Source organism: Isoptericola jiangsuensis (assembly GCF_048320105.1).
GTDB classification, from domain to species: Bacteria; Actinomycetota; Actinomycetes; order Actinomycetales; family Cellulomonadaceae; genus Isoptericola; species Isoptericola jiangsuensis_A.
Genome location: NZ_CP182942.1, coordinates 2,171,654 through 2,197,153, shown reverse-complemented (window position 1 = coordinate 2,197,153; position 25,500 = coordinate 2,171,654). Strand labels below are relative to the sequence as shown.

Below are 25,500 nucleotides of genomic sequence, written 5' to 3'. Positions count from 1 at the left end.
CCACCGCCACGGCGCTGCCCACCGCTCCCTGATCCGGGGGCGGAGGGCAGCGCCGTGTCGTCTCCTTAGAGCCTCACTACGAAAAGCATGGGATGACTGCCACGGCAGACATCAGATGTTGACCTCCAGGCTTCCTCGGCGGGAAGTCGCTGACGAGCCCGAAGACCTTGACAGGCGCCGATCGCATGGATCTACTGGGGGTTAGACATCCTATGTATCGACGCTGACGTCGGATCTTTCACAGCTCAAGGAGGAACTGTGCTAGTCAAAGTTCAGAGCGCACTGGCGCTCGGCGTGGCGCTTGCTACCGCAGCTGCCGGCTTGTCGTTCGCTCCGGCCCCACCGGGGCCGGAGCCGGTGAGGCTCGTCGCCGACTCGGCGGAGGGCGCGACCGAGTTGCGGCTCTGGTACGACGAGCCTGCCCCCGACACCGACGACGGCTGGGCCGACCGGTCTCTTGCCATGGGCAACGGGTACATGGGTGTCAACCTCTTCGGCGGCACCGAGACGGAGCGCCTGCAGATCACGGAGAACAGCCTCTACGACTCGATCGAGGGCGGTGGACAGAGGCCCGGTGGTCTCAACAGCTTCGCGGAGGTCTACCTGGACTTCGGCCATGAAGGGACCAGCGACTACGAGCGTGAACTCGTCCTGGACGAGGGCGTCTCCCGCGTTCAGTACACGCACGATGGCGTCGACTTCTCGCGGGAGTACTTCACCAGCTATCCCGACAAGGTGCTGGCGATGCGCCTCAGCGCGTCCGAAGCAGGCGAGCTCTCCTTCACGCTCCGTCCCACCATCCCGTTCCTGAGGGAGTACCGCAACGAACCCGGTGACAACCGGGGCAAGAGCGGAACGGTGGTGGCTGCCGACGACACCATCACGATGTCCGGTGTGATGGAGTACTACGGCGTCGAGTTCGAAGGGCAGTTCAAGGTCATCCCCGACGGCGGAACCCTGGAAGCAAACAATGACGGGGCCGGCGACAACGGAACGATCTCCGTCACCGACGCGGACAGTGCCATCGTTCTCTTCGCCGCCGGGACGAACTACGAGTCCGATCCCCAGGTAGTCCTCGAGGAGGACCGGCTCGACAAGCTCGAGGGCTTCCCCCACCCGCACGACAAGGTGACGGAGTACCTCGCCGAGGCGGCGTCGAAGAGCTATGAGGAACTCCTCGCGGCACACCAGGACGACTACACCGAGCTCTACGACCGGATGAGCCTCGACCTCGGCAGCGAACAACCCGCCATGCCCACGGACGACCTGGTCGATGCCTACCGCGAAGGCACGCCCAGTACGTACCTCGAAGAGCTGGCCTTCCAGTTCGGGCGGTACATGCTGATCTCCTCGTCGAGGGCGGGTACGTTGCCGCCGACGCTCCAGGGAATCTGGAACGTCTACGAGAACCCGCCGTGGGGATCGCGCTACTTGCACGATCTCAATCTTGAGATGGCGTACTCGCCGGCTTTCCCCACCAACATGCCTGAGCTGTTCGAGTCCTACACCGGCTTCTTCGAGGCGTTCGAGCCGAGGCAGCAGGAGTACGCCACGGAGTATATCGACCAGTACAACCCGGATCAGCTGGACCCGGGCGGCGACAACGGCTGGTCGGGGCCCTTCTGGGCAGCGCCGTACGACGTCCCGGGCAAGTCGGCCGTGGCCGGGTTCGGAACGGGCGGCTGGATCAGCCTGATGTTCTGGGACTACTACGACTACACGCAGGACGAACAGATCCTCGAAGACATCGTCTACCCGACGCTCTACGGTCAGGCCAACTTCATGTCGAGGTTCGTCCAGGAGCACGACGGATACTTGCTGGCGAACCCGTCGTCGTCCCCGGAGCAGCTTCCCCGGAACACGATCGGGACGACGTTCGATCAGCAGATGATCTACGAGACACACCTCAACACGCTGAAGGCGGCCGAGATCCTCGGCCGGTCCGACAGTCGCCTGAGCACGCTGGACGACCAGCTCCCGCTCCTCGACCCGATCCAGGTCGGCGCGTCGGGCCAGATCAAGGAGTTTCGCGAGGAGGAGTACTACGGCGAGTTCGGGGATCCTGAGCACCGCCACATCTCGCACCTCCTCGGTATGTCGCCGGGCCAGCTGATCTCGAGCGACACACCCGCCTGGCTGGACGCAGCCGAGGTGAGCCTGGAAGGTCGCGGTGCCGACAGCGGCATCGGGTGGGCACAGGCGAAGCGGATCAGCCTCTGGGCGAAGGTCCAGGACGGGAACGAGGCCTACAGCTACTACCAGGACCTCCTCCAGAACCACTTCATGCACAACCTGTTCAACAACCACCGGTTGAGCGGCGTGCTGTTCCAGGCCGACGGGAACTACGGTGCGACGGCCGGCGTGGCCGACATGCTGCTGCAGAGCCACGATGACGTCGTGTCACCGTTGCCCGCGCTTCCCGACGAATGGTCGGAGGGCAGGTTCGAGGGCATGCTTGCGCGCGGCAACTTCGAGGTGTCGGCGGAATGGTCGGCAGGTCATGCCGACCAGTTCGACGTTCTTGCCAAATCTGGTGGGACGCTCACGCTGGACTACCCCAACATCGCAGATGCTGTGGTGCAGACCGCCGATGGACATCCCGTGGAGGTCGTGGCCGACGGAGATGACCTCATCCAGGTCGAGACCGTTTCGGGCCAGACCCTCACCGTCACCGACATCCCCCCGGCGTCCCACGTCACGGCGCCCGCCGGCCTGACGGTCGTGGACGACCAGCGGGACGAGGTCGAACTGTCCTGGACGTCCAGCCCGGAAGCGGAGTCCTACACGCTCTACCGTGCCGTCGGTAGCGCGCCGGACTACGAGACAGTCGCCACCGACATCACGCAGACCGCCTTCACCTATGCGGCCGCCGATCTCGACGAGATCGACCAGATGACGTTGCGGGTCGTCGCGGTGTCGCCGGACGGGCGTCAGAGCGACGGTGCGACGACGGTGCGACTGCTGCCCGAGGAGGAGGCCGTGGACGACCGTCCGATCTTTACGGGAACCGCGTCCCAGTCTTCGACGCGGTTCGGTGGGGTCCCTGAGCTCGCGCTCGACGGTGACACCAGCGAGGACACGCACAGCCACACGGACTTCGAGGATCAGCCGTGGTGGCAGGTGGACCTGGGCGAGGTGCGACAGATCGATGAGATCAAGATCTGGAACCGTACCAAGCCCGTCCCGGCGCAGCGTACGAAGGAGTTCTACGTGCTCGTCTCGGACGAGCCGTTCGTCTCGGGATCGTTGGACGACGTGTTGGATCAGCCGGGTGTCGACGCCACGTACTACGAGGAGGTGCCCGATCCGACGGCGTCGTTCGACATCGACCGTGACGCTCGGTACGTGCGGGTCCAGTTGACCGGAGTCAACGAGGGCACCAGCGTCGCGCTCCACCTGGCCGAGGTGCAGATCTTCGGCTCGACGGACGACGAGGCGCCGCAGGATGTGGTGCGTCCGGTGGTGGAGTTGGTGTCGCCGGGGTCGGTGGGTCCGTTTGCGGAGCTGTCGGTGCAGGTGGATGCCACGGACGACGTCGGGTTGGAGCGGATCGTGGCGAACGTCTACCAGGACGGCGAGCTCGTCAGGAGCACGCAGTCGGCGGTGGCTGACGGTGCCACGTCGGGTTCGCACACGGCGCAGGTGTCGTTGCCGGACGGGGACTACGTGGTGAGGTTCAACGCTCATGATCTGGCCGGCAACGTCTCGCGGACGGGGTCGAGGGAGTTCTCGGTCGATGGCACGGCTCCGCGGGTGACGGTCAAGTCTGGTGACCGGTTCACGGTCGGTGCCGGTCCGTACGAGATGGTCAGCTTCAAGTTGTTCGATGCCGGGCTGGTCGATCGGGTCGAGGTCAACGGCGCGGTCAAGGATCTGTCGGACGACCGGTGGTCGGACGTGAACTTCCTGACGCCGGGCACGTTCGGTGCCGTGCAGGGCGAGAACGTCCTGAGGGTGTTCGACGTGGCGGGCAACTCCTCCACCGTGGAGTTCACCCTGGACTGACCCCACGGCCCGTGAGCCGCTCGACGATGACCGAAGAAAGTCGATTCAGAAACGAACAAGGGAGTTCGCACGATGATTACGTCAGCTTCATCCATGCGGGGAAACCCCGTGCCCAGACGGCGCCTCTGGCGATCCACCGCCGGTGGGGCCCTCGCCGCGCTGGCACTGTCGTCCTTCACCGCAGTTCCTGCGCAGGCCGACGACGCAGTCACGGTGCACGTCTCGCCGGATGGTGACGACTCCGCCGACGGAGGGTCCGCCACGGAGTCGGTACGGACACTCGGCCGAGCGAAAGAACTCGTGCGTGAGGCCCTACCGGGTGGCGTACCCGTCACGGTGGAGCTCGCGGAGGGTGACTACTACCTCGACGAGACGCTCACGTTCAGCAACGCTGACTCGGGAAGCGCGGACGCCCCGGTGCGCTGGGTAGGCGCAGGCGAGGGCGCCACGATCAACGGAGGTCGGCAGCTGACAGGGACGTGGGCCCCGAGTGCCGACGATCCCGACGTCATGGTGACCGACGTGCCGGCAGGGATCGACTTCGACGAGCTCTTCGTCGACGAGTCCCGACAGGTGATGGCGCGTTTCCCGAACTTCGACGAGGCGGCGAACCGCCTCGAGGGAACGACGACGATGGCGACACTCAACTCCCGAGCAGAGGACTGGGCGGACCCGACGACGGGATACGTCCGGGCGATGCACTGCCGAGACTGGGGAAGTGTGTCGTTCACGATCGAGGGGCGCAGCAGTGACGGGCTGCAGCTCGACTTCGTGGGGGACAACAACCGTCCCCAGAACTGCGACGAAGAGCGTCCCATGGACTCCAACGCCGTGTTGGTCGAGAACATCCGTGAGGAGCTCGACGTCACGAACGAGTGGTACCTCGATCGTGACGCGGGCAGGCTCTACCTCCGGCCGGCCGCGGATGTCGACCTCAACGAGGCGACCGTGGAGGTCGGCGAGCTCGACGAGATCATCGTCCTGGAGGGGGCGTCCGCGGAGGATCCCCTCCACGACATCTCGTTCGAGAACCTGGCCTTCGAGCGGACGCACCGCACTCTGTTCAACAGCACCTTCGAGGGGCTCTCGCGCGGTGACTGGTCGGTGGTCCGCAAGGGGGCGCTCACGATCAAGAACACCCGAGACGTTTCCGTCTCTGAATCCGAGTTCACTGCGCTCGGAGGTAATGCCGTCTTCCTGGACGGTCACAACGATCGCACCGAGATCCTGGCGAACACCTTCGTGGACAACGGTGCCACCGATGTGCACGTCGTCGGCTCTCCCGACGCGGTTCGTGACTATGCGGGCAACTACTTCATCACCCCGGACATCACCGATCTGGAAGCCGGGCCGCAGACCGAGGACTACCCTCGCGACGTTCTCATCGAGGGCAACGTCATGAGCAACCACGGTCGCTACGAGAAGCAGACCTCGTCGGTCAACATCTCGATGGCGCTCGACATCACGGTTCGCGGCAACTCGATGTCTGACAGCCCGAGGGCTTGCCTCAACTTCTCGGACACGACCTGGGGTGGTCACCTCATCCAGGACAACGACATCTTCGACTGCGTCAACGAGACCGGGGACAACGGTTCGATCAATGCTTGGGGGCGCAGTCGATTCTGGCAGACGGGCGCAAGGAACGACTCGTTCGCGAGCCTGGCCGATGGTGTGACGTTCATGGGCAACACCGGTGGGGAGTTGACGGCGGAGCAGGCGCGAGAGATGGCGAAACTCGACACCATCGAGCCCATCGTCATCGACCACAACAGGTTCTGGCACGACGGCGACTGGGCTATCGACCTCGATGACGGATCGTCGAACTTCGTTATGACGAACAACGTGCTGCTGAAGGGAGGGGTCAAGCTCCGTGACGGCTTCGACCGGACGTTGCAGAATAACTTGATCCTTGACGGGACGACGTTCGAACAGGTCAGCTATCAGCCGAACGGCGACGAGATCCGTCACAACGTCACCCTCGGAGAGCAGCCCTATCATAATGTGAACACTGTTCCGGATCTTGCTGCGTACGAGATTGACAGAAATCTCTTCTGGAATGCGGGATCGGAGATCAACATCAGGCCGCGCCCGGGTGTGAATGAGCAACTCTCAACAGATGGGGAGACGCTCAACACCGCGACAACCTGGTATGCCGACGGCATGGACCGCAACTCCGTCGTGGCTGCCCCGGAGTTCACGAGCCCCGACCCTGCCGGCGACTACGACTTCACGGTCTCCGAGACGTCGCCCGCGATCGGACTGGGATACCAGAACATTCCGATGACAGGATTCGGGGTGCCAGGTGCCCCGTTGCTCCCGGCCGCCGTCCTGCCTTCGGGGTCGAATGAGGTCGATCCCATCGAGGTGCAGCGTCGCCAGTTCGTCGGGAAGCTCTGGGGCGCCGACATCGACAACATCACCACCCTCGCGGAACAGTCGTCCTACGCCATCTCCGACTCGAAGGGTGTTCGGTTTGTCGCGGTCCCGGACGGCAGTGTCGCTGCGGACGCGGGACTGCAGGTCGACGACCTCGTCCGGACGATCAACGGGATCGAGATCACCGAGGAGCGCAACTCGTTCTGGCAGGAGTACAACACCCTCCCCGCCGGCGGAGCGATCACTCTTGACGTGCGCAGAGGGTCTACCGACGTGACTGTTTCGCTGACCAAGCCGACCGAGCCGGAGCTGCTGAACAACACGTCGGGTGTGGTCTACGAGACGGCGGCGCCAGCGACCGAAGAGACCTGGCTCTGGCGCAACCTGACGAGCGGCGGCAAGGGTGCTTGGCTCCAAGACATCGACGCGACCCAGAACCATGGCGACTCGTGGGAGCTGACCTTCCACGGCACGGGGATCGACGTGGTCTCGCAGATCAACAGGGATCTCGGCGATGTCGACATCAGCATCGACGGCGAACTTCACACGACGCAGTCGTTCCACAACCCGACTCGCGTGCACCAGCAGACGGTGCTCTCGGTCAGCGACCTGGCTCCCGGGGTGCACACCATCAGAGGAGTCATGAAGTCGGGCAGCTACATGATCGTCGACGGGTTCCGAACGCACCCGGAGTCGGAGACGCAGGCGCCGCAGGATGTGGTGCGTCCGGTGGTGGAGTTGGTGTCGCCGGGGTCGGTGGGTCCGTTTGCGGAGCTGTCGGTGCAGGTGGATGCCACGGACGACGTCGGGTTGGAGCGGATCGTGGCGAACATCTACCAGGACGGCGAGCTCGTCAGGAGCACGCAGTCGGCGGTGGCTGACGGTGCCACGTCGGGTTCGCACACGGCGCAGGTGTCGTTGCCGGACGGGGACTACGTGGTGAGGTTCAACGCTCATGATCTGGCCGGCAACGTCTCGCGGACGGGGTCGAGGGAGTTCTCGGTCGATGGCACGGCTCCGCGGGTGACGGTCAAGTCTGGTGACCGGTTCACGGTCGGTGCCGGTCCGTACGAGATGGTCAGCTTCAAGTTGTTCGATGCCGGGCTGGTCGATCGGGTCGAGGTCAACGGCGCGGTCAAGGATCTGTCGGACGACCGGTGGTCGGACGTGAACTTCCTGACGCCGGGCACGTTCGGTGCCGTGCAGGGCGAGAACGTCCTGAGGGTGTTCGACGTGGCGGGCAACTCCTCCACCGTGGAGTTCACCCTGAACTGACCTGACCGTCCCGTCGGGCGTCCTCGGTTCCCGGACTCACGAGTCCGGGAACCGAGGACGCCCGACCTCTGTGGAAGACATCGAGTGAAGACGTAGGTCGCGCCCCGGGGGTAGTCGTGGGTCCGGTCGCGCGAGCTCGACGACGACGACCACTCGGTCAGGTGGATCTCGGCGTTCGGGAACGGACCGGCGTCGACGATCTTGCGGAGCAACCGGAGGTCTGTGGGAGTGGCGTCCACGCCGCGGGTCAGGCGTGCTCCCTGCCCGTGCTCGTCGAAGGCCCAGTCGGTGGGGTAGGGCTAGGAGGAGACGAAGTCGACGGGGAGCAGGTCCCGGTGCGCGACGTCGAGGAACTCCTGGAGCCAGACCGGCTGCCGGTCGAGGGTGTCCAGATCGTCGGCGGAGAGCGTGTCGGCCTGTGCAGACGTGTCCTCGGTCTCGCCGTCGAACCGGGTGTCCGGCACGAAGTTGCTGGTGGCGGGGCCTGCGACGCGCAGGTGGGGGTCGACGGCCTTCACGGCCCGCACGGCCCGTGCGTACATGTCCGGGTACTGCGTCTTGGTGCCGGAGAAGAACGGGCGCAGGTCGGGCTCGTTCCAGACCTCGTAGTACCAGGTGCGGATCTCGTCGATGCCGTAGCGGTCGCGCCAGTGCTCGACGGTGCGAGCGGCCAGCTGCTCCCACTTGTCGAAGTCCGTGGGCGGGGACCCGTGGGCTCCCCACCAGAACGCGGTCGCGGTCTGGGTCGCGATCTCGCGCGGCATGAAGCCGAGCTCGACGAACGGGCGGATTGCGGCGTCCAGGAGGGCGTCGAACAGCAGGTCGACGTACTGGAAGGACGGTTCGACGGCGCCGTCGGCGTTCTCGCGGTAGACGAACATGTCGTCGTGGAAGAGCCCGTGGAAGCGCACGTAGCGGAATCCCTGGACCTCGACGACCTCGCGGAGCTGGGACTGCCAGTCGGCGCGGAGCCCCTCGTTGGCGCGGCCCGCCCCGACCACGCGGGTTCAGTGGTGGGAGAAGTGCTCGCCAGGTCCGTCCGCGGTGGCGCGGAGATCGACCATGATCAGATGTCCTATCTTTGACGGGCGGGGGCCGGCGCATCGAGACCCGCATCCGGGGGCGACGGGGAACTTTGCTCGATGAGACATCCCATGTCTATCATGCGCCCATGAGCACCGCCGTGCAACGCAGCGCGCGACCGAACGTCGTCCTGATCCTGTTCGACGACATGGGCTGGGGAGACCGGGGTTGCTACGAGGCCACCGCGATCCCCACGCCGCGCATGGACGCGATGGCACGGGACGGGGTGCGGTTCGACGACGCGCGCTCCTCCAGCTACCTCCCGTCACGCCGGACGCAGGCGGACGTGGAGACGGTGCTGGACCAGGTGCCCGCGGTCGGCGTCGAGGTGGCGGTGCGGGTCGACGACGTGGCGCCGCGTCGGGTGCGCACGCTCGCGGGTGCCGATCTCCCCTTCGAGGTCGCGGACGGCTATGTTCGCAGCACCGTGTCGTTCGACGCCGGGCACTGCCTCGTCGTCGTGGAGGGGGAACAGTGACCATGTCCCAGACCGACAACGCGATCGGCGCCATCAAGCGGATGATCCAGTTCGGCGAGCTGCGTCCGGGGGACCGGCTGCCCCCGGAGCGCGAGCTCGGCGAGCGGCTGGGCGTGTCCCGCAACTCGCTGCGCGAGGCCGTGAAGTCGCTCGAGACCATCAACGTGCTGGCCGTGCGGCGGGGCGACGGCACCTACGTCACGAGCCTCGAGCCGAGCCTGTTGCTGGAGGGGATCGGCTTCCTCGTGGACATCCACGACGACGCCACCCTGCTGGAGATGTTCGGGGTCCGGCGCATCCTGGAGTCGGCTGCGGCGCGGTCAGCGGCCACCCGCGCCACCCCGGAGCTGATCGAGCGTCTCGAGGCGATCGCGGAGAGCTCGAAGGACGCCTCCAGCGTCGACAACCTGGTCGACCACGACACGGAGTTCCACCGGGAGATCGCCTCGGCGGCGTCCAACCGCTACCTGTCCGGGATGCTCGACACGCTCTCGAGCAGCACGGTCCGGGCGCGGGTGTGGCGCGGGCTGTCGCAGGGCGGTTCGGTGGAACGGACCCTGGCCGAGCACCGCGCGATCCTCGACGCCGTGCGGGCCGGTGACCCGGATCTCGCCGCGGCACTGATGACGGCGCACATCGCCGGTGTCGAGTCGTGGTTGCGCGGTGCCTCCCGGTGGCACCCGGACCAGGACGACGGCGACGACGACAAGGAGAGCGCAGACGACGATGCCTGAGATCCCGCACCAGGAGGTTCCGTCCGCGACGAGCGAGCAGGAGGACGGCGCGAACGTCCGGCGTGTCGCGTCCGTGATCGGGCTGCCGCCGGAGAACCGCGAGGCCTACGAGCGCTACCACGGTGAGGCATGGCCGGGCGTGCTCGCCGCGCTGCGCCGTCACCAGGTGCGCAACTACTCCATCTACCGGTACGGCGACCTGCTCTTCTCCTACCTCGAGTACGTCGGGGACGACTACGAGGCGGACATGGCCGGGATCGCCGCCGACCCGGTGACGCAGGAGTGGTGGTCCGTGGTGAATCCGTTGCAGCGCCCTCTGGACGACCGTGCCGAGGGCGAGTGGTGGCACGAGGTCCCGGAGATCTTCCACGCGGACTGAGTCCGACGGTTCCGGGGGCGCGGGCGCCGCACGGCGGGACCCGCCCCCGGGACCCCGGGCCCCGCTACCTCGCGGCGCCGGCGTGCCGGGACCGTTCGACGTCCTCGAACCACACGCTGACCGCGTCGCTCATCGTCCGTCACGCATCGCGCAGTTTGACTCCCTCTCGGGGACGTAGCGGGTCCACTGCCAGAACCGTGCTCCCGGGCCCGCTCCCTCGCCGCGCAGCCGTGACCAGGCGTCGGAACCGTCGAGCTGTCGGTCGCCGGCGTCACCCCGGCCGCTGCGGCGAGGGTGGGCCGCCAGTCCACGAAGTGCACGAGGTCGGAGGACTCGCCGGTGGTCGGGAGGCCGTCGGGCCGGCGCATGATCAGCGGGACCCGGATGCCGCCCTCGAAGACGTGGGTCTTGGAGCCCCGCATCCCGGCGTTGAACCGGTGGGTGGCGTCCTCGCCGGTGCCGTTGGCCTCGGGACCGTTGTCGCTGGTGAACATCACGATCGTGTGGTCGGTCAGGCCCAGCCGGTCCACCTCGGCCAGGAGGCGTTCCACTCCCTCGTCGACCATGGCGAGCATCGCGTGGATGGTGGCGACGGCGCGCGTGCGACCGGGGGTGCGGAACCGTTCGACGAGGCGTTCGGGGGCCTGGAGCGGATAGTGCGGCGCGTTGTCGGCCAGATGGAGGAAGAAGGGTTCCTGGCGGTGGCGCCGCACGAAGTCGACGGCCTCGGTGGTGAAGACCTCCGTGAGGTGGCGGCCGTCGGCGTCGACCATGGAGCCGCCGCGTTCGATGCACCAGTCCTTCCCGGATGCTTGCGGGACGCTGAACACCTGTTTAGCCTGTTGAACATGAGTTCAGCCCAGCGCGACGAACCGTCGGTCGAGCCGGCCGCGCGGCCGGCGTCGGACGGCAGCACGCGGGAGCGCATCCGCGACGCCGCGGTGCTGCGCTTCGCACGTTCGGGATTCTCGGCATCGGTCCGCGCCGTCGCCGCGGACGCGGGCGTGAGCCCGGCCCTCGTGATCCACCACTTCGGCTCCAAGGACGCCCTGCACCGCGTCTGCGACGAGCACGTGCTCGCCTGGATCGTCGAGTCCAAGCGCCAGAACATGGGGCGGGCCACCGGCGGACAGCTCCTGCAGGTCCTGGCGGAGGTCGACGAGTACGCACCACTCCTGGGATACGTCGTGCGCTCCCTGCAGGCCGGGGGTGAGGTCGCCCGCGCGTTCGTGCAGCACATGGTCGACGACGCGCAGGTCTACACGGCCGAGGCAGTCGCCGCGGGCATCGCCCGTCCGAGCGTCGACGAGGAGGCGCGGGTCCGCTACCTCGTGCTGTCCTCCCTCGGTGCGCTGTCGCTCGCCATGACGCTCGACCCGCCGGGTGACGACATCAACGCGGCCGTGCGCACCTACCTGGCCGACCAGCGGCTGCCCACGATCGAGCTCTTCACCCAGGGCTTCCTCACCGACCGTCGCATGCTCGACGACTACCTGCTCTACGTCGGCGACCCGCCCGCGGCCGGCGGACCCGACCCCGAGCACACCACCCGGACCACGAACGAGGAGCCATGACCACCACGTCGACCACCGGGCCGGACACGCCCGCACCCGCCATCGAGATCCACGACCTGCACAAGCACTTCGGCCCCACCCGCGCGCTCGACGGCCTCGACCTGACGGTGCCCCGCGGGGAGGTCGCCGGGTTCCTCGGCCCCAACGGGGCGGGCAAGTCCACCACCATACGTGTCCTGCTCGGGCTGCTGCGCCCGACGTCCGGGGTGGCCCACCTGCTGGGCGGAGACCCCTGGAGAGACGCCGTCGCCCTGCACCGGCACCTCGCGTACGTGCCCGGCGACGTCACCCTGTGGCCGAACCTGACCGGCGGCGAGGCCATCGACTTCCTCTCCCGGCTGCGCGGCAAGCCCGACACGAAGCGCAAGCGGGAGCTGCTGGAGGCGTTCGAGCTCGACCCCACCAAGAAGGCCCGCACCTACTCCAAGGGCAACCGGCAGAAGGTCGCCCTCGTCGCCGCCTTCGCCACCGAGGTCCCGCTGCTCATCCTCGACGAGCCCACCTCCGGGCTCGACCCCCTCATGGAGGCCGTGTTCACCGAGCAGGTGCGCCAGGCCAAGGAGCGCGGCACGTCCGTGCTGCTCAGCAGCCACATCCTGTCCGAGGTCGAGAAGGTCTGCGACACCGTGACGATCATCCGCGCGGGCCGGGCCGTCGAGTCCGGCACGCTCGACGAGCTGCGGCACCTCACCCGCACCAACGTGACGGCCGTCGTCGACGGCGACCCCGCCGCCGTCGGACGCATCACCGGCGTGCACGACGTCGTCACCCACCCCGACGCCACCGGCACGCGCGTCACGTTCGACGTCGACGGCGCCCGGATGGGCGAGGTGCTCACCGTGCTCTCCGGCCTCGGCGTGCACGCCTTCACCGCCGCGCCCCCGTCGCTCGAGGAGCTCTTCATGCGCCACTACGGCGACGACCTCGCCGAGACCTCCCACGACGGCGCCGCCCCGGCGAGCGAGGCCGGTGCACGATGACCGCCGCCGCCGCCGCGCCCGCCGCACCCCGGACCGACCTCGCCCGGGGGAGCACCCTCACCGGTACCGGGGCGCTCGTGCGGTTCATGCTGCGTCGCGACCGCGTGCGCCTCACCGTCTGGTCGGCCTCGATGGTCGCCTTCTACGCCTACTTCACCTTCGCCCTCGACACCGTGTTCGCCGACGAGGCCGCCCAGCAGGCCCGCGCCACGGTCATGGAGACCCCTGCCGGCATCGTCATGGGCGGGCCCGGCTACGGGATCGACCACTACACGACCGGGGTGGCCATGGCGAACGAGGGCATCACCTGGGTGGTGCTGGCCCTCGCCGTCCTGTCGATCCTGCACGTCGTGCGGCACACCCGCACCGAGGAGGAGTCGAACCGTTCCGAGCTCGTGCGCGCCGCCGTCGTCGGACGCCACGCCCACGCCGTGGCCGCCGTGCTCACCCTCCTGCTCGCCCAGACCGTCATCGCCGTGCTGTCCGCCCTGTCGATGGTCGCCGTGGGCGACCTGGCCGTCACCGACTCGTTCGCCATGACGGTCGGCTCCGGGCTCAGCGCCATGGTGTTCGGCGCGGTCGCCCTCGTGGCCTGCCAGGTCACCGAGCACGCGCGGGGCGCCCTGGGGATCAGCCTGGCCGTGTTCGGCGCCGCGTTCGTCGTGCGGGCCGCCGGTGACATGCGCGAGCTCGGCGGGTCGACGCTGTCGTGGTTCTCGCCGATCGCGTGGGCCCAGCAGATGCGGGCCTTCGTCGACCTGCGCTGGTGGCCGGCCGCCCTGAGCGTCGTCGCGATCGTCGCGCTGCTCTGGATCGCCGCCGTCCTCGCCTCGCACCGGGACTTCGGCGGCGCCCTGCTGCGCTCCCGGCCCGGCCGCCCCGAGGCCCGCGCGAGCCTGCGCGGCCCCTTCGCCCTCACCTGGTTGCAGCAGCGCGGCGCGCTGCTGTGGAGCTGCCTCGGTCTGGGTCTGATGTGGTTCGCCACCGGCACCCTCATGCCCGAGATCGGCACCATGATCGACGACCTCGTCGCCGACAACGCCGCCGCCCAGCAGATCTTCGGCGCCGACCCCTCCCAGCTCTCCGTCTCGTTCCTGGCCGTGATGATCATGTTCGCGGCGCTCTGCTGCGCCGGGTACGCCGTCGTCATGACCCAGCGGCCCAAGGCCGAGGAGACCTCCGGCCGCGGCGAGATCATGTTCTCCCACCCCGTCGGGCGCACCCGCTGGCTCGGCGCGCAGGTCGCCGTCGCCGCGATCGGCACCACCGTGCTCCTCGCCGTCAGCGTCTACGCCACCTGGCTGGGCGCCGTCGTCGTCGGCTGGGACGACCAGTCGTTCGGGGACTACACCGTCGTGGTGTGGACGTACCTGGCGGCGCTCGCCGTGTTCGTCGGGCTCGTGGTGGCGCTGTACGGGTGGGCGCCGCGCCTGACCGGCCTCGGCTGGGCCCTGGTGGCGTACGCGCTGATCGTCGGGATGTTCGGCGGGCTCTTCGACCTCCCGGACTGGGCGTACAGGATCTCGCCGTTCGACTGGGTGCCCGACGCCTTCTCCGGCGACTTCTCGGCCGGTGACGTGGCCCTGCTGTGGGGTGTGGCGGCCGTCCTGGTGGTGCTCGGCTTCGTCGGCTTCCGTCGACGCGACCTGCAGACGGGATGAGCCGCCGGGGCCCGGGCTCCGGGTCGGGCTAGCGTGGGGCGGTGACGAACTCACCTGAACCCGGCGCCGGCACCGAACCCGGCACCGGCACCGAACCCGGCACCGAGCCGGCCGGCCCCCCGACCGGCGGCGCACCGCTCACGCACGGGCTGCAGACCCGGCACCTGACGATGATGGGCCTCGGCTCCGCGATCGGTGCGGGGCTGTTCCTCGGCTCCGGCGTCGGCATCGCCACCGCCGGCCCGGCCGTGCTCGTCAGCTACGCCATCGCGGGCGCCCTCGTGGTGCTGGTGATGCGGATGCTCGCCGAGATGGCCGCCGCGCTGCCCGCCTCGGGCTCGTTCTCCGTGTACGCCGAGACCGCGCTCGGGCGCTGGGCCGGGTTCCTGCTCGGCTGGCTCTACTGGTTCATGCTCATCATGGTGCTGGGCGTCGAGATCACCGGCGTCGCCGAGATCGTGCACGGCTGGTGGCCGGGCGTGCCGCAGTGGGCGGCGGCCGCCGTCGTGGTCGCCGTGTTCGGGGCGATCAACCTCGTCGGGGTGCGTCACTTCGGCGAGGCGGAGTTCTGGTTCGCGCTCATCAAGGTCGCCGCGATCGTGGGGTTCCTCGTCGTGGGCGTGCTCGTCGTGGTGGGCGTCGTCCCGGTCGAGGGTTCGGTGCTCGGCCACTGGGACGAGCACGGCGGGTTCGCCCCCGCCGGCTGGGCGGGGATCGCGGCAGGCCTGCTGACGGTGGTCTTCGCGTTCGGCGGCATCGAGATCGTCACCATCGCCGCCGCGGAGGCGCGTGACCCCGCCACCGCCGTCGTGCGCGCCACCCGCACCATCCTGTGGCGCATCCTGGCCTTCTACATCGGGTCCGTCGCGATCATGGTCGCCCTCATCCCGTGGGACGACGCCGACGACCTCGCCTCCCCGTTCGTCACCGTCCTGCAGATGGCCGGGTTCGACGGCGCGGCGCGGCTCATGGAGGTCGTCGTCGTCATCGCGCTGCTCAGCGCGTTCAACGCCAACATCTACGGCACGTCCCGGATGCTCTTCTCCCTCGCCGGGCGCGGCGACGCGCCCGCGGCTGCCGCGCGCGTGTCCCGCCGGGGCGTCCCCGCGGTGGCCGTCTGGGTGTCCGTGGCGTTCGGCGTCGTCGCCGTCCTGCTCAACTGGCTGCTGCCCGAGACCCTGCTCGCCATCCTGCTCAACGCCGTCGGCGCGGTGCTGCTCGTGGTGTGGGTGCTGGTGGCCGTGTCCCAGCTCCGGCTGCGCCCGCGCCTGGAGGCGGCGGCGCGCGAGCGAGGGGAACCGATGGCGCTGCGCGCCTGGGGGTACCCGTGGCTCACCTGGACGGTGCTGGCCGCGCTCGCGGCGCTGGTGGTGCTCATGCTGTCCGACGACGCCGCGCGCGCCCAGCTCGTCGCGACCGCCGGCGTCGTCGCCGTCATCCTCGCGGCGTACCTGGTGCGTCGGAGGGTGCGCGCACGGCGCGGCCGGGGTACAACCGGCCGGGACGCCCCGCGCGATGTGCCAGCATGACGCCCATGGGTGAGATCCTCGCGGTCTGTCGTGTCCACCAGCTGCTGCCCGACGGCGGCCCCGTCGGGATCACCGCCATCGACAAGCGTCCCGTCGGGGGCCGGGTGCGGGCCGGTCGCCTCGGCCTGTACGCCGACGTGCAGGCCGACCGGGCGAACCACGGCGGCGAGGACCAGGCCGTGTACGCCTACGCGGGCGAGGACGCGGCGTTCTTCGCTCCCGAGCTGGGGCGCGACGTGCCTCCGGGGCTCTTCGGGGAGAACCTGCGCACGCAGGGCGTCGACGTGAACGGCGCGGTCATCGGGGAGCGGTGGCGCATCGGCTCCGCCCAGCTGGAGGTCAGCCAGCCCCGCACGCCCTGCGCGACGTTCGCGCGCCGGCTCGGCTCGCCGCCCCGCTGGGTCCGACGCTTCACCGAGGCGAACCGCACCGGCGCCTACCTGCGCGTCGTCGAGCCCGGCGAGCTGGGCGCGGGCGATGCCGTGGAGGTCGTCTCGACGCCCGGCCACGGCGTCACCGTGGCCGCCTGGTTCGGCGCCTGGAACGCCGGCGCCCCCGGGTTCGCCGAGTCGGCGCGGCTCGCACGGGCGCTCCGACGCGCCGCCGACGACGGCGAGATCCGGTTGAGCGCGGACCTGGACTCGCGCACCGCCAAGGCGCTCGCGCGCTGAAGGGCTTCGCAGACCGCAGCACCTCGTGCCTGCCGGGCCGCGGGCGATACCGGGTACCGGGTACCGGGTGCGGGGTGCGGGGTGCGGGGTGCGGGGTACCGGGTGCGGGGTCGGCCGGCACGGGCGAGCTGGTGGAACGTGGAGCATCCCAATCCCTTGCGCGGCGCCGTCGACCCTGGTTAGGATCGAACACATGTTCGAACATGGCACTTCCTCCCCGGCGGACGACGCCGCCGGGTCTTGTCATGGGCGAACCGGTGGTCCCGGTGCGGTCAGTGCCCCGATCGCACCGGGACCGACATCTGCTGCCCGCGGCCCGGTGGAACGCGTGGCGCTCCTGTCGGGGCCACGGCCCAGCGCGCCGTGCGCTGGTGCGCCGGACGGTTGCAACTCGACGCTCGAGCAGGAGTTCGCCGCGCTGGTCGCCGACCTGGCGCCACGCGAGCCCGGGAAAGTCCGGACGCGCCCGGAGGCCGGTGCGAACGACGTCGGGACGGACGCGGCGTCAGGCGGCCCGGTGGCCGATGAACCCGCAGCGGGTGGTCCGGGGTCGGGTCGCGCCTCCCGGCCCGGTCCCTCGCTCCTCGACCTTCTCGATGCTGCGCCGTCCCCCGGGGTCGCCGCGGGCCTGCTGGCCTACGACGTCGCCGACCTGCGCGACCACGACCTGGTCGAGGTGCTGGCCGCGTGGGAACGCCTCGGCGCCTGGGCTCAGGGCCGTGCCGCACGGGCACTGGGCGAGCTGCTCGACCGGACCCGCGGCTCCGCGCAGCACGAGTTCGTGGTCGACGAGGTCGCCGCGCGGCTGGCGCTCGGTCGTCGTGCGGCTGAGCAGCACGTCACCGTGGCGCACGGTGCTGCGCACCTGCCCGAGATCGCCGACGCGATGGCCGACGGTGTCATCGATCGGCGCAAGGCCGAGGTGCTCGCCGCGACCGGTCGCCTGGACGACGACCAGCGCCGTGCCGTGATCCGGGAGATGCGCCCCGATCTCGAGCACCTCACCGTGCGCCAGATCAGGGACCGTATCCGGCGCGCGGAGATCACGGTCGACCCTGAGGGCGCCGCCGATCGCCATGCCGCGAGCCGGCGTGACCGTTTCGTCGTGCTCGAACCCGTCGACGACGCCATGGCCTACCTGACCGCGTACCTGCCCGCCGACGACGCGGTCCGCGCCTTCGCCGCGATCGACGGACTCGCCGTCGCCATGCACCGCGCCCCGGCGGAGCAGCGTCGTCTCGGCGAGTGCCGGGCCGACGCGCTCGTCGCCCTCGTCGCCGGGGCTGTCGCCTCCACGGACAGTGACGGTGCTCCCGTGCCCGTGCCCGTGCCCGTGCCCGTGCCCGTGCCCGTGCGCGCCGGAACGCCTGCTGGGGCACCGGCCGGCCGATCCGCCCCCGCACCATCAGGCCTCATGACGCCGCTGCCGGCTGGACAGCTCGCGCCTGCACCGTCCGGGGAGTTCGCGCCGGCACCGTCCGCGCCGTCCAGGCTTCCACGTGCCACGTCGTTCGCGCCGGCGACGGTGCGGGTGACGATCGCGGCGTCGACCCTCCTCGGCGTCGACGACCTGCCCGCCGTCCTCGACGGCTACGGGCCCGTCCCGGCGGGGATGGCGCGCGCGATCGCCGCCGACCCGGACGCCGTCTGGCAGCGGATCCTCACAGATCCCGCGACGGGGGTGCTCACCGACCTCTCGTCGCGCGCCTACCGTCCGAGCCGCGCGTTGCGGGCGGCCGTGATCGCCCGCGACACGACGTGCACCTTCCCCGGATGCCACGTTCCTGCCGCGCGAGGGGACCTCGACCACCTGGTCCCCTACGACCCCGGGCGGGACGGCCCGCAGACTCACGGGGGCAACCTGCACGCCGTGTGCCGGACGCACCACCGTGCCCGCACGATGGGCGGGTGGTCCGTGGCGCGGGACGCCAGGACTGGCGTGACCACCTGGCGGTCGCCGACCCGTCACCGCTACCGGGTGGCCCCGCACCGCCCGGAACCCACCGCCGACCTCGCGGTGGACTTCAGCGCAGACCCCGCTGTGGATCCCGCCGCAGAGCCGGGCCCCTGAGCTCGGGTGCGCCCTGACCCGAACCGCACCGTGTGAGGATGGCTGGATGGAGCACACCCCTGCCGTCGCCGATCACGTCGTCACCTGTGACGACGCCGGGAACCGCACCGGTACCGTCCCCCGGGCCGACGTGCACACGACCGACACGCCGTTGCACCTGGCGTTCTCCTGCTACCTGCTCGACGCGGACGACAACCTGCTCGTCACACGGCGTGCGCTGGTCAAGCGCACCTGGCCGGGAGTCTGGACCAACTCGTTCTGCGGGCACCTGCGCTGGACGGAGAGCGTCGAGGACTCCCTCGTACGGCACGCGGCGCACGAGCTGGGCGGCAGGGTGACGGACATCGACGTCGCCCTGCCGGAGTTCAGGTACCGGGCCGTCGACGCGTCCGGCGTGGTCGAGAACGAGATCTGCCCGGTGTACGTGGCACGCGTCGTCGGCGACGTCGAGCCCAACCCGGACGAGGTCGCCGAGGAGGCGTGGTCCCCGGCGCGAGACGTGCTGACCGCCGTCCGGGCGACCCCCTGGGCCTTCAGCCCCTGGATGGTGGAACAGGTCGAGGCGCTCGCCGCGGTGCCGCCCGCGGACCGGACCCCCGGCGCCCGCACCCTGGCGGACGCGCTCGGCCTGCGCTGAGACCACCCGCCCGATCAGTCGCGACAGGTCGACGCCGTCCACTCGACGCCGTCCACTCGACGCCGTCCACTCAACGCCGTCCACTCAACGCCGTCGGCGCGGCGGCTCGGTCGGCGGCCACTCGCCGTCGTCGGAGCCGTCGTCCGCACGGAAGAGCAGTTCCTGCAGCTCCCGGTGGACACTCTCGACGTCGGGCACGTCGGGGAGCTTCATCCCGGCCTTCTCGGTGGCGTCCGACACGACGAGGGTGCCGCACCCGAACATGCGGTCGATGAGTCCCATCTCCATCGAGACATCGTTGATGCGGTACAGCGGGATGTCGCGACCGATCCGCGTGAACACCCCCGAACGCATGGCGATGCGCTGCGTGGTCACCGAGAACGAGGTGCTGCGCCACCGCAGCCACGGCACGAACACCCACACCACGGCGACGACGGCGAGCACCACCCAGGCGACCCACCGGCCAGGCCCCTCGGGAATCAGCATGCCCGCCACCACGGCCGTGATCAGCACGGCGATGAGCACCACGATCGGCCACACGAGGGCCTTCGGGTGCTCGCGCAGCTCCATGACGACCCGTTCGCCGTCGGTGAGGTTCTTCTCGTTCAGCGCCATGGCAGCATCTTTGCACCGGTGACCGACCCGCGGACAGATGCCGCAGCCCGCGTGCGGGGCAGGCGGCCCGGCAGGTGGCGCGGCAGTGTTCACCGGCCGCCCGTCAGTGGTCCGCCAGGTTCCACGTCGATCGTGGGCAGGTCGTGGGACGTGCCGAGCACGCTGATCGCGGCGCACCCCAGCTCCAGGTGGGCCCCGAAGGTGGGTTCGACGGCGAGCCACGCCGTCGCGAGGACGCGCAGCAGGTGCCCGTGCGCGACGACGAGCACCGGCCCGGCGTCGTCGAGCGTCGGCCGCACCCTGGCGAGGAACCGCTCGGTGCGGGCACGGACGTCGGCGAGCGTCTCGCCCGCCGAACCGCCGTCGGGCACCGGCAGGACCTGCACGCCGTCCCGGAAGATCTCGTAGGGGCGGCCGGTCGCGTCGGCGACCTCGGCCGACGTGCGGCCCTCGACGGGCCCGTAGTCCCACTCGGCCAGGTCGTCGTCGACGACGGCGGTCCCGAACCCGGCGAGCTCGGCGGTGCGCCGTGCGCGCACCAGCGGCGACACGTGGACGGCGCGGGGCGTGAGCCCGGCGAGACGACGTCCGGCGGCCTCGGCCTGGGCCTCGCCGTCGGCCGTGAGCGGGACGTCGGTGCGCCCGGTGTGGCGGCCGGCGAGCGCCCACTCGGTGTCGCCGTGACGCAGCAGCACGAGCGCAGGGCCGTCGGAGGTGAGGGCGAGCGGTGGCCTGTTCATCCGTCGATCGTCCCGCATGACGGAGCCACTGACATGCGGGACCGGACATATGGCATTCTTCACACTCTTGTCACATTGCGCGCGGCGCCATCACCCACGTTCGGAGTTCTCGTGCTCGTCTTCGCCCTCATCGGCACCATCGGCCTCGTCCTGCTGGTGGTCTCGCTCGTCGTCGGTGACCTCGTCGACCTCGGTGACGGCGCGCTCTCCGGCACGTCGCTCGGAGTGGGTGCCGTCGTGTTCGGCGCGGTCGGGGCGATCGTCACGGCCAACGGCCTCGACCTGTGGATCGCCTACGTCTCCTCCGCGGTCGTGGGCCTGGCCGCCGTCCTCGTGGCCCAGCTCATGATCCGGCGGATCTCCGCCTCCGACGACAACGCCCACGTCGACCTCGTCGGCGTGCAGGGCACGGCCGTCACCGACATCACGCAGTCGGCCGGCGAGGTGTCCCTCGACGCGGTCACGGAGCTCGAGCGCCGCCTCGCCTGGTCCCTCGAGCCGATCACCGCCGGGACCCGCGTCGTCGTGCTCGAGCACAAGCCCAACAGCGTCCGGGTCGGTCCGTACCGGCCCGAGGCCTGACGTCCGCACCACGAGAGAGGACGCGCACCCGCGCACCCCATGACCGACTCATCCTTCGTGACCACCCTCGCGGTGGCCGCCATCGTCGTCGCCTTCCTGGCGATCGGCATCTTCGTCGCCCAGCGCATCCGGCGCGTCCCCCCGAACCAGGCCCTCGTCATCGTCGGCCGTGGGGCCGGCCGCAAGGACGAGACCGGCCAGAAGGTCGTCATCGGCGGCCGCACGTTCGTCTGGCCGATCCTCCAGCAGGGCTTTGCCATCTCGCTCGAGCAGCGTCAGATCGGCATCACCGTCGAGGGCGTGGACTCCAAGCGCATCAAGATCGCCATCAAGGCGTCGATCAACTTCAAGGTCCGTGGCGACGAGGAGGGCGTGCGGCGCGCCGCACAGCGCTTCCTGTCCCAGCAGGAGCTCCTGACCGAGATCATCGCGGAGTCCCTGGAGGGATCGCTGCGCTCCATCGTCGGGGACATGACGATCGAGGAGATCATCTCCGACCGCAAGGGTCTGTCCGACCGTGTCGTGGAGTCCACCAAGCGGGACCTCGCCGAGCAGGGTCTGCAGGTCGACATCCTCAACATCTCCGACATCTCCACGCCGGGATCGGACTACCTCGCCAACCTCGGTCGCGCCGAGTCCGCCCGCGCCCGCCAGGTCGCCGAGGTGTCCGAGGCGGAGGCCCGCCGGGCGTCCGAGTTCGCCGTCATCGAGGCCGCCGAGCAGATCGCCGAGCGGCAGAAGGCCCTCGACCTGCGCAAGTCGTCCATCAAGGCCGAGACCGACCGTGCCCAGGCGGAGGCGGAGGCCGCCGGCCAGCTCGCCCGCGCCGAGCAGGACCGCCTCGTGGCGCAGCAGGAGCGCGAAGCCCTCTCCGAGAAGGCCCGCGTGGAGCAGGAGCGCCTCGACATCGAGGTCCGCAAGCCCGCCGAGGCCAAGGCCTACGCCGAGGTGCAGGACGCCAACGCCCGCCGCGACTCGCAGAACGCCGCGACGGAGGCCGACGCCTTCAAGCGCACCACGATCGCCGAGGCCAACAAGCGGGCCGCCATCCAGGACGCCGAGGCGTCCGCCGAGGCCGTCCGCCGCGCCGGTGAGGCCGAGCGCGACCGCCAGGTGGCCCACGCCGCCGGTATCCGTGCCGAGGGCGAGGCGCGTGCCGCCGCGACCGAGGCAGAGGGTCGCGCCGAGGCCGTCGCCACCGACCTCAAGGCGGAGGCGCTCAAGAAGTACGGCGAGGCCGCGCTCGTGCAGGAGCTCATCGAGCGTCTGCCCGACATCGTGCGCGCCGCCGCCGAGCCCATCGCCTCCATCCAGGGCATGACGGTCGTCTCGACCGACGGAGCGTCCGCCATCACCAAGAACGTCTCCAGCGTCCTCGGCGAGGGGCAGGCCGTCATCAAGGAGCTGACCGGCATGGACATCAACCAGCTCATCTCCGGGCTGGCCGCCAAGGAGGTGCCCGCCGCGGTGCCCACGAGCACCTCGAACGGTTCCGCCTCGAACGGCGCGTCCTCCCACTGACGCACCGCCCGGGCCCGGCGGTCGGCGGCCGGTCCCGCCCGTCCGGCGGTCGCACCGGGCCGGTCGTGGCGGGGGGCAGCGCGTCGCGCGGGTCGCCTCGCGGGACGGGGAGCCTCAGGGATCAGGCTCAGGCCACGACGCCTCAGGGGTCCAGCGGCTCAGTCAGTCGAAGAGCGTGCCGAGCTCCCAGTTCGGGCCGGACGTCGGCGGGTCCGCCCGGCCCGCACGGGCCCCGACCGCCTCGCGCGTCCGGTCGTCCTGCGTGCCACCGTCGTCGGCGGCGAGCAGAGTCCCCTCGAGGTCGCCGCGACCGGCGGCCCAGTCCTGGGCGGCGAGACCGGCGAGCTCACGGGCACGTTGGGTGAACGGGCTGTCCACGTGGCCCCGCACCCAGCGGAACCGCACCGGTCCGCTCCGGTCGGCGATGGCGGCGTCCAGGGCCTGCAGCTCGGCGAGGTGCTGCACGGCCCCGCCCGACGGCGTCCGCCAGCCGTTGTCCTTCCAGGTCTCCAACCACTCGGAGGCGCAGCGGATCGCGTACTGGGAGGTGGACTCGACGAAGAGCGGCTCGTCGCCGGGGTGGGCCTCGACGGCCTCACGCAGCGCGACGAGCTCGGCGACCTGAGCCGTGCCCAGGGTCGCGCCGCCCGAGTCGATACGGCCGGAGCCGTGGGCGACCCAGGCCCATCCGATCGCGTCGCCGGTGTCGTGCAGGCCGGTGCCGTCGGTGCTGACAATGATCACGCCGGTGTCCCTCGGAGTCCGCGGAGTCCATCGCCTGGTCGGGCGACGGCCCCATTGTGCACCGTGACGGTGACATCGGGATGAACTGTCTGCCTACGGACGACCGAAATCTCGGCTGGGACTGCGCGCAACCCGGCTGGTCGCGCCCCGGAACCCGCAGACCCGCCGATCCGGCCAGGATGGAGGCCATGGACGCGACACACGGCCACGAGGGCGGCACGCCCGCGCCCACCGGCGCCGAGATCCGCCGGTGGCGACGCTACCTCGCGGCCGAACGGGCCGAGGCGGCCGTCTACCGTGACCTCGCCTCACGCCGCACGGGGGAGGAACGCGAGATCCTGCTGGCGCTCGCAGCCGCGGAGAAGCGGCACGAGCAGCACTGGCTCGACCTGCTCGGCGACGACGTCGGGATGCCGCTGCGCGGCGACCTGCGGACCCGGTTCCTGGCCTACCTGGCACGGCGGTTCGGCGGGGTGTTCGTCCTCGCGCTCGTCCAGCGGGCGGAGTCGCGCTCCGTCTACGGCGACGACGAGCACGCGACCGCGCGGATGGCGGCGGACGAGCAGATCCACGAGGAGGTCGTCCGGAGCCTGGCCACGCGGGGACGCAACCGGATGTCCGGCACGTTCCGCGCCGCCGTCTTCGGGGCGAACGACGGCCTGGTGTCCAACCTGGCGCTCGTGCTCGGCATCGGCGCGTCCGGGGTCGCCTCGGGGACGATCCTGCTCACCGGCCTGGCCGGTCTGCTGTCCGGCGCCCTGTCGATGGGCGCCGGCGAGTTCGTGTCCGTGCGTTCCCAGCGGGAGCTGCTGCAGGCGTCGACACCCGACCCGGCGACGGACCGTGCGCTGCCGGACCTCGACGTGGACGCGAACGAGCTCGCGCTCGTCTACCGGGCGCGCGGCATGGCCGCGGCGGAGGCGGAGGAACGTGCCGACCAGGTCCTGCAGCGCCTCGCCGCCACCGGTGTGGTGGAGGTGGGCGACCTGGGCTCGGCCGTCCACGACCCCGAGGCGGGGACGGGTGCGCCCGACGCCGACGGCGACGTCGACGGCGCCGTCGACGACCTGGAGACCCACGGCACGGCGTGGGGCGCGGCGGTCTCCAGCTTCTGCTTCTTCGGCTCGGGCGCGCTCGTGCCGGTGCTGCCCTACCTGTTCGGGATGAGCGGCACGGGCGCGGTGGTGCTCGCCTGCGTCCTGGTGGGCCTCTGCCTCGCCGTGACCGGCGCCGTGACGGGCCTGCTGTCGGGTACGTCGCCCGTCACGCGGGCGGCTCGCCAGCTCGCCATCGGGTTCGGCGCCGCCGCCGCCACGTACGTCCTGGGGCTTCTGCTCGGTACAACGGTGGCGTGACGGCGTCTGGCTCCCGGGTGAAATCCTCCCGCAACGCTTGCGTCGCCCTGTGCGGTCGGAGAGCGTGGAGGAGCACGAGGCGGCAGGGCGCAGGGGGCTCGGCGGCCGAGTGCACGATGTCGGGGTAGATTGCCTGAGATGACTGGTCCCTTCGACGTCGAGATCCGCCACGTGCCCGACCGTGGCCGCTACGAAGCGGTCGCGCCCGGGACGGACGACGTCGGGGCGGTCGTCGGCTTCCTTCGCTACGACCGCCACGACCGGACCGTCACGATCACCAACACGGTGGTCCTGCCGGAGTTCCGCGGGCACGGGGTGGCCGACGCCCTCACGCACCGTGCCGTGGACGACGCTCGCGCCGAAGGATCCAGCGTCCGACCCGAGTGCTGGTACGTCGAGCAGTGGATCCACCGGCGCCCCGAGTACCACGACGTGCTCGCCACGACGCCGTAGCGCCCCAGCACGACCCCGCCGTACCCCCGTGCAGCGC

At 70.3% G+C, this 25,500-nt stretch carries 20 protein-coding genes and 1 pseudogene; 16 read left to right on the top strand and 5 right to left on the bottom strand.

Annotation, left to right across the window (positions count from 1 at the left end; genetic code table 11):
• The first annotated feature begins 357 nt into the window (after positions 1–357).
• On the top strand, positions 358–4,005 hold the full coding sequence (locus ACNHYB_RS10250; protein WP_418275242.1) for a glycosyl hydrolase family 95 catalytic domain-containing protein: 3,648 nt from the start codon (positions 358–360) through the stop codon (positions 4,003–4,005).
• A 213-nt stretch (positions 4,006–4,218) separates the two neighbouring features.
• Positions 4,219–7,656 (top strand): hypothetical protein, encoded by a 3,438-nt coding sequence (locus tag ACNHYB_RS10245; protein ID WP_418275241.1) that lies wholly within the window; start codon positions 4,219–4,221, stop codon positions 7,654–7,656.
• 299 nt (positions 7,657–7,955) lie between these two features.
• Here the strand turns inward: ACNHYB_RS10245 and ACNHYB_RS10240 are convergent, their stop codons facing one another.
• Positions 7,956–8,657: a GH39 family glycosyl hydrolase gene (locus ACNHYB_RS10240; protein ID WP_418275240.1), complete on the bottom strand. Its 702-nt coding sequence runs from the start codon at positions 8,655–8,657 to the stop codon at positions 7,956–7,958.
• Between the two features lie 170 nt (positions 8,658–8,827).
• Here ACNHYB_RS10240 and ACNHYB_RS10235 point away from each other — a divergent pair, with 170 nt between their 5' ends.
• The 3 genes from ACNHYB_RS10235 to ACNHYB_RS10225 are packed head-to-tail and all read left to right on the top strand — an operon-like array spanning position 8,828 to position 10,330.
• Positions 8,828–9,217: a sulfatase-like hydrolase/transferase gene (locus tag ACNHYB_RS10235; RefSeq protein ID WP_418275239.1), complete on the top strand. Its 390-nt coding sequence runs from the start codon at positions 8,828–8,830 to the stop codon at positions 9,215–9,217.
• A 2-nt stretch (positions 9,218–9,219) separates the two neighbouring features.
• Positions 9,220–9,951 carry a FadR/GntR family transcriptional regulator gene (locus ACNHYB_RS10230; RefSeq protein WP_418275238.1) on the top strand — a complete coding sequence of 244 codons (732 nt, stop codon included), beginning with the start codon at positions 9,220–9,222 and terminating at the stop codon, positions 9,949–9,951.
• Positions 9,944–10,330, top strand: coding sequence for an L-rhamnose mutarotase (locus ACNHYB_RS10225; RefSeq protein WP_418275237.1), 387 nt, complete (start codon positions 9,944–9,946; stop codon positions 10,328–10,330). Before ACNHYB_RS10230 ends, ACNHYB_RS10225 begins: the two co-directional genes overlap by 8 nt.
• A gap of 284 nt (positions 10,331–10,614) precedes the next feature.
• Here the strand turns inward: ACNHYB_RS10225 and ACNHYB_RS10220 are convergent.
• A pseudogene (locus tag ACNHYB_RS10220) lies at positions 10,615–11,103 on the bottom strand (sulfatase-like hydrolase/transferase); the annotation flags it as partial.
• Between the two features lie 75 nt (positions 11,104–11,178).
• Between ACNHYB_RS10220 and ACNHYB_RS10215 the strand changes: the two are divergent.
• From ACNHYB_RS10215 to idi, 7 genes are all read left to right on the top strand, one after another.
• Complete coding sequence (locus ACNHYB_RS10215) at positions 11,179–11,904, top strand: TetR family transcriptional regulator (protein WP_418275236.1); 726 nt, start codon at positions 11,179–11,181, stop codon at positions 11,902–11,904.
• Positions 11,901–12,884, top strand: a complete 984-nt coding sequence (locus ACNHYB_RS10210; RefSeq protein WP_418275235.1) for an ATP-binding cassette domain-containing protein — start codon at positions 11,901–11,903, stop codon at positions 12,882–12,884. The genes ACNHYB_RS10215 and ACNHYB_RS10210 overlap by 4 nt, the downstream gene beginning before the upstream one ends.
• Positions 12,881–14,545 (top strand): ABC transporter permease, encoded by a 1,665-nt coding sequence (locus ACNHYB_RS10205; protein ID WP_418275234.1) that lies wholly within the window; start codon positions 12,881–12,883, stop codon positions 14,543–14,545. The genes ACNHYB_RS10210 and ACNHYB_RS10205 overlap by 4 nt, the downstream gene beginning before the upstream one ends.
• Before the next feature lie 41 nt (positions 14,546–14,586).
• A complete protein-coding gene (locus ACNHYB_RS10200) occupies positions 14,587–16,074 on the top strand; it encodes an amino acid permease (RefSeq protein ID WP_418275233.1) in 1,488 nt (495 codons plus the stop codon).
• Between the two features lie 5 nt (positions 16,075–16,079).
• Positions 16,080–16,745 (top strand): MOSC domain-containing protein, encoded by a 666-nt coding sequence (locus ACNHYB_RS10195; protein ID WP_418275232.1) that lies wholly within the window; start codon positions 16,080–16,082, stop codon positions 16,743–16,745.
• Between the two features lie 517 nt (positions 16,746–17,262).
• Complete coding sequence (locus tag ACNHYB_RS10190) at positions 17,263–18,816, top strand: HNH endonuclease (protein ID WP_418275231.1); 1,554 nt, start codon at positions 17,263–17,265, stop codon at positions 18,814–18,816.
• A 46-nt stretch (positions 18,817–18,862) separates the two neighbouring features.
• On the top strand, positions 18,863–19,453 hold the full coding sequence (gene idi, locus ACNHYB_RS10185; protein ID WP_418275230.1) for an isopentenyl-diphosphate Delta-isomerase: 591 nt from the start codon (positions 18,863–18,865) through the stop codon (positions 19,451–19,453).
• Between the two features lie 84 nt (positions 19,454–19,537).
• On the opposite strand, the gene ACNHYB_RS10180 is transcribed toward idi, so the two are convergent.
• Positions 19,538–20,068, bottom strand: a complete 531-nt coding sequence (locus ACNHYB_RS10180; protein WP_418275229.1) for a PH domain-containing protein — start codon at positions 20,066–20,068, stop codon at positions 19,538–19,540.
• Between the two features lie 89 nt (positions 20,069–20,157).
• Complete coding sequence (locus ACNHYB_RS10175; RefSeq protein ID WP_418275228.1) at positions 20,158–20,808, bottom strand: histidine phosphatase family protein; 651 nt, start codon at positions 20,806–20,808, stop codon at positions 20,158–20,160.
• Between the two features lie 111 nt (positions 20,809–20,919).
• Between ACNHYB_RS10175 and ACNHYB_RS10170 the strand changes: the two genes are divergently transcribed.
• Positions 20,920–21,390 (top strand): NfeD family protein, encoded by a 471-nt coding sequence (locus tag ACNHYB_RS10170; protein WP_418275227.1) that lies wholly within the window; start codon positions 20,920–20,922, stop codon positions 21,388–21,390.
• A gap of 39 nt (positions 21,391–21,429) precedes the next feature.
• Positions 21,430–22,911, top strand: coding sequence for a flotillin family protein (locus ACNHYB_RS10165; RefSeq protein ID WP_418275226.1), 1,482 nt, complete (start codon positions 21,430–21,432; stop codon positions 22,909–22,911).
• Between the two features lie 162 nt (positions 22,912–23,073).
• On the opposite strand, the gene ACNHYB_RS10160 is transcribed toward ACNHYB_RS10165, so the two are convergent.
• Complete coding sequence (locus ACNHYB_RS10160; RefSeq protein WP_418275225.1) at positions 23,074–23,655, bottom strand: RNase H family protein; 582 nt, start codon at positions 23,653–23,655, stop codon at positions 23,074–23,076.
• Positions 23,656–23,843: 188 nt separating this feature from the next.
• Between ACNHYB_RS10160 and ACNHYB_RS10155 the strand changes: the two genes are divergently transcribed.
• Positions 23,844–25,010, top strand: coding sequence for a VIT1/CCC1 transporter family protein (locus ACNHYB_RS10155; RefSeq protein WP_418275224.1), 1,167 nt, complete (start codon positions 23,844–23,846; stop codon positions 25,008–25,010).
• Between the two features lie 138 nt (positions 25,011–25,148).
• Positions 25,149–25,463: a GNAT family N-acetyltransferase gene (locus ACNHYB_RS10150; RefSeq protein WP_418275223.1), complete on the top strand. Its 315-nt coding sequence runs from the start codon at positions 25,149–25,151 to the stop codon at positions 25,461–25,463.
• Positions 25,464–25,500 lie beyond the last annotated feature (37 nt).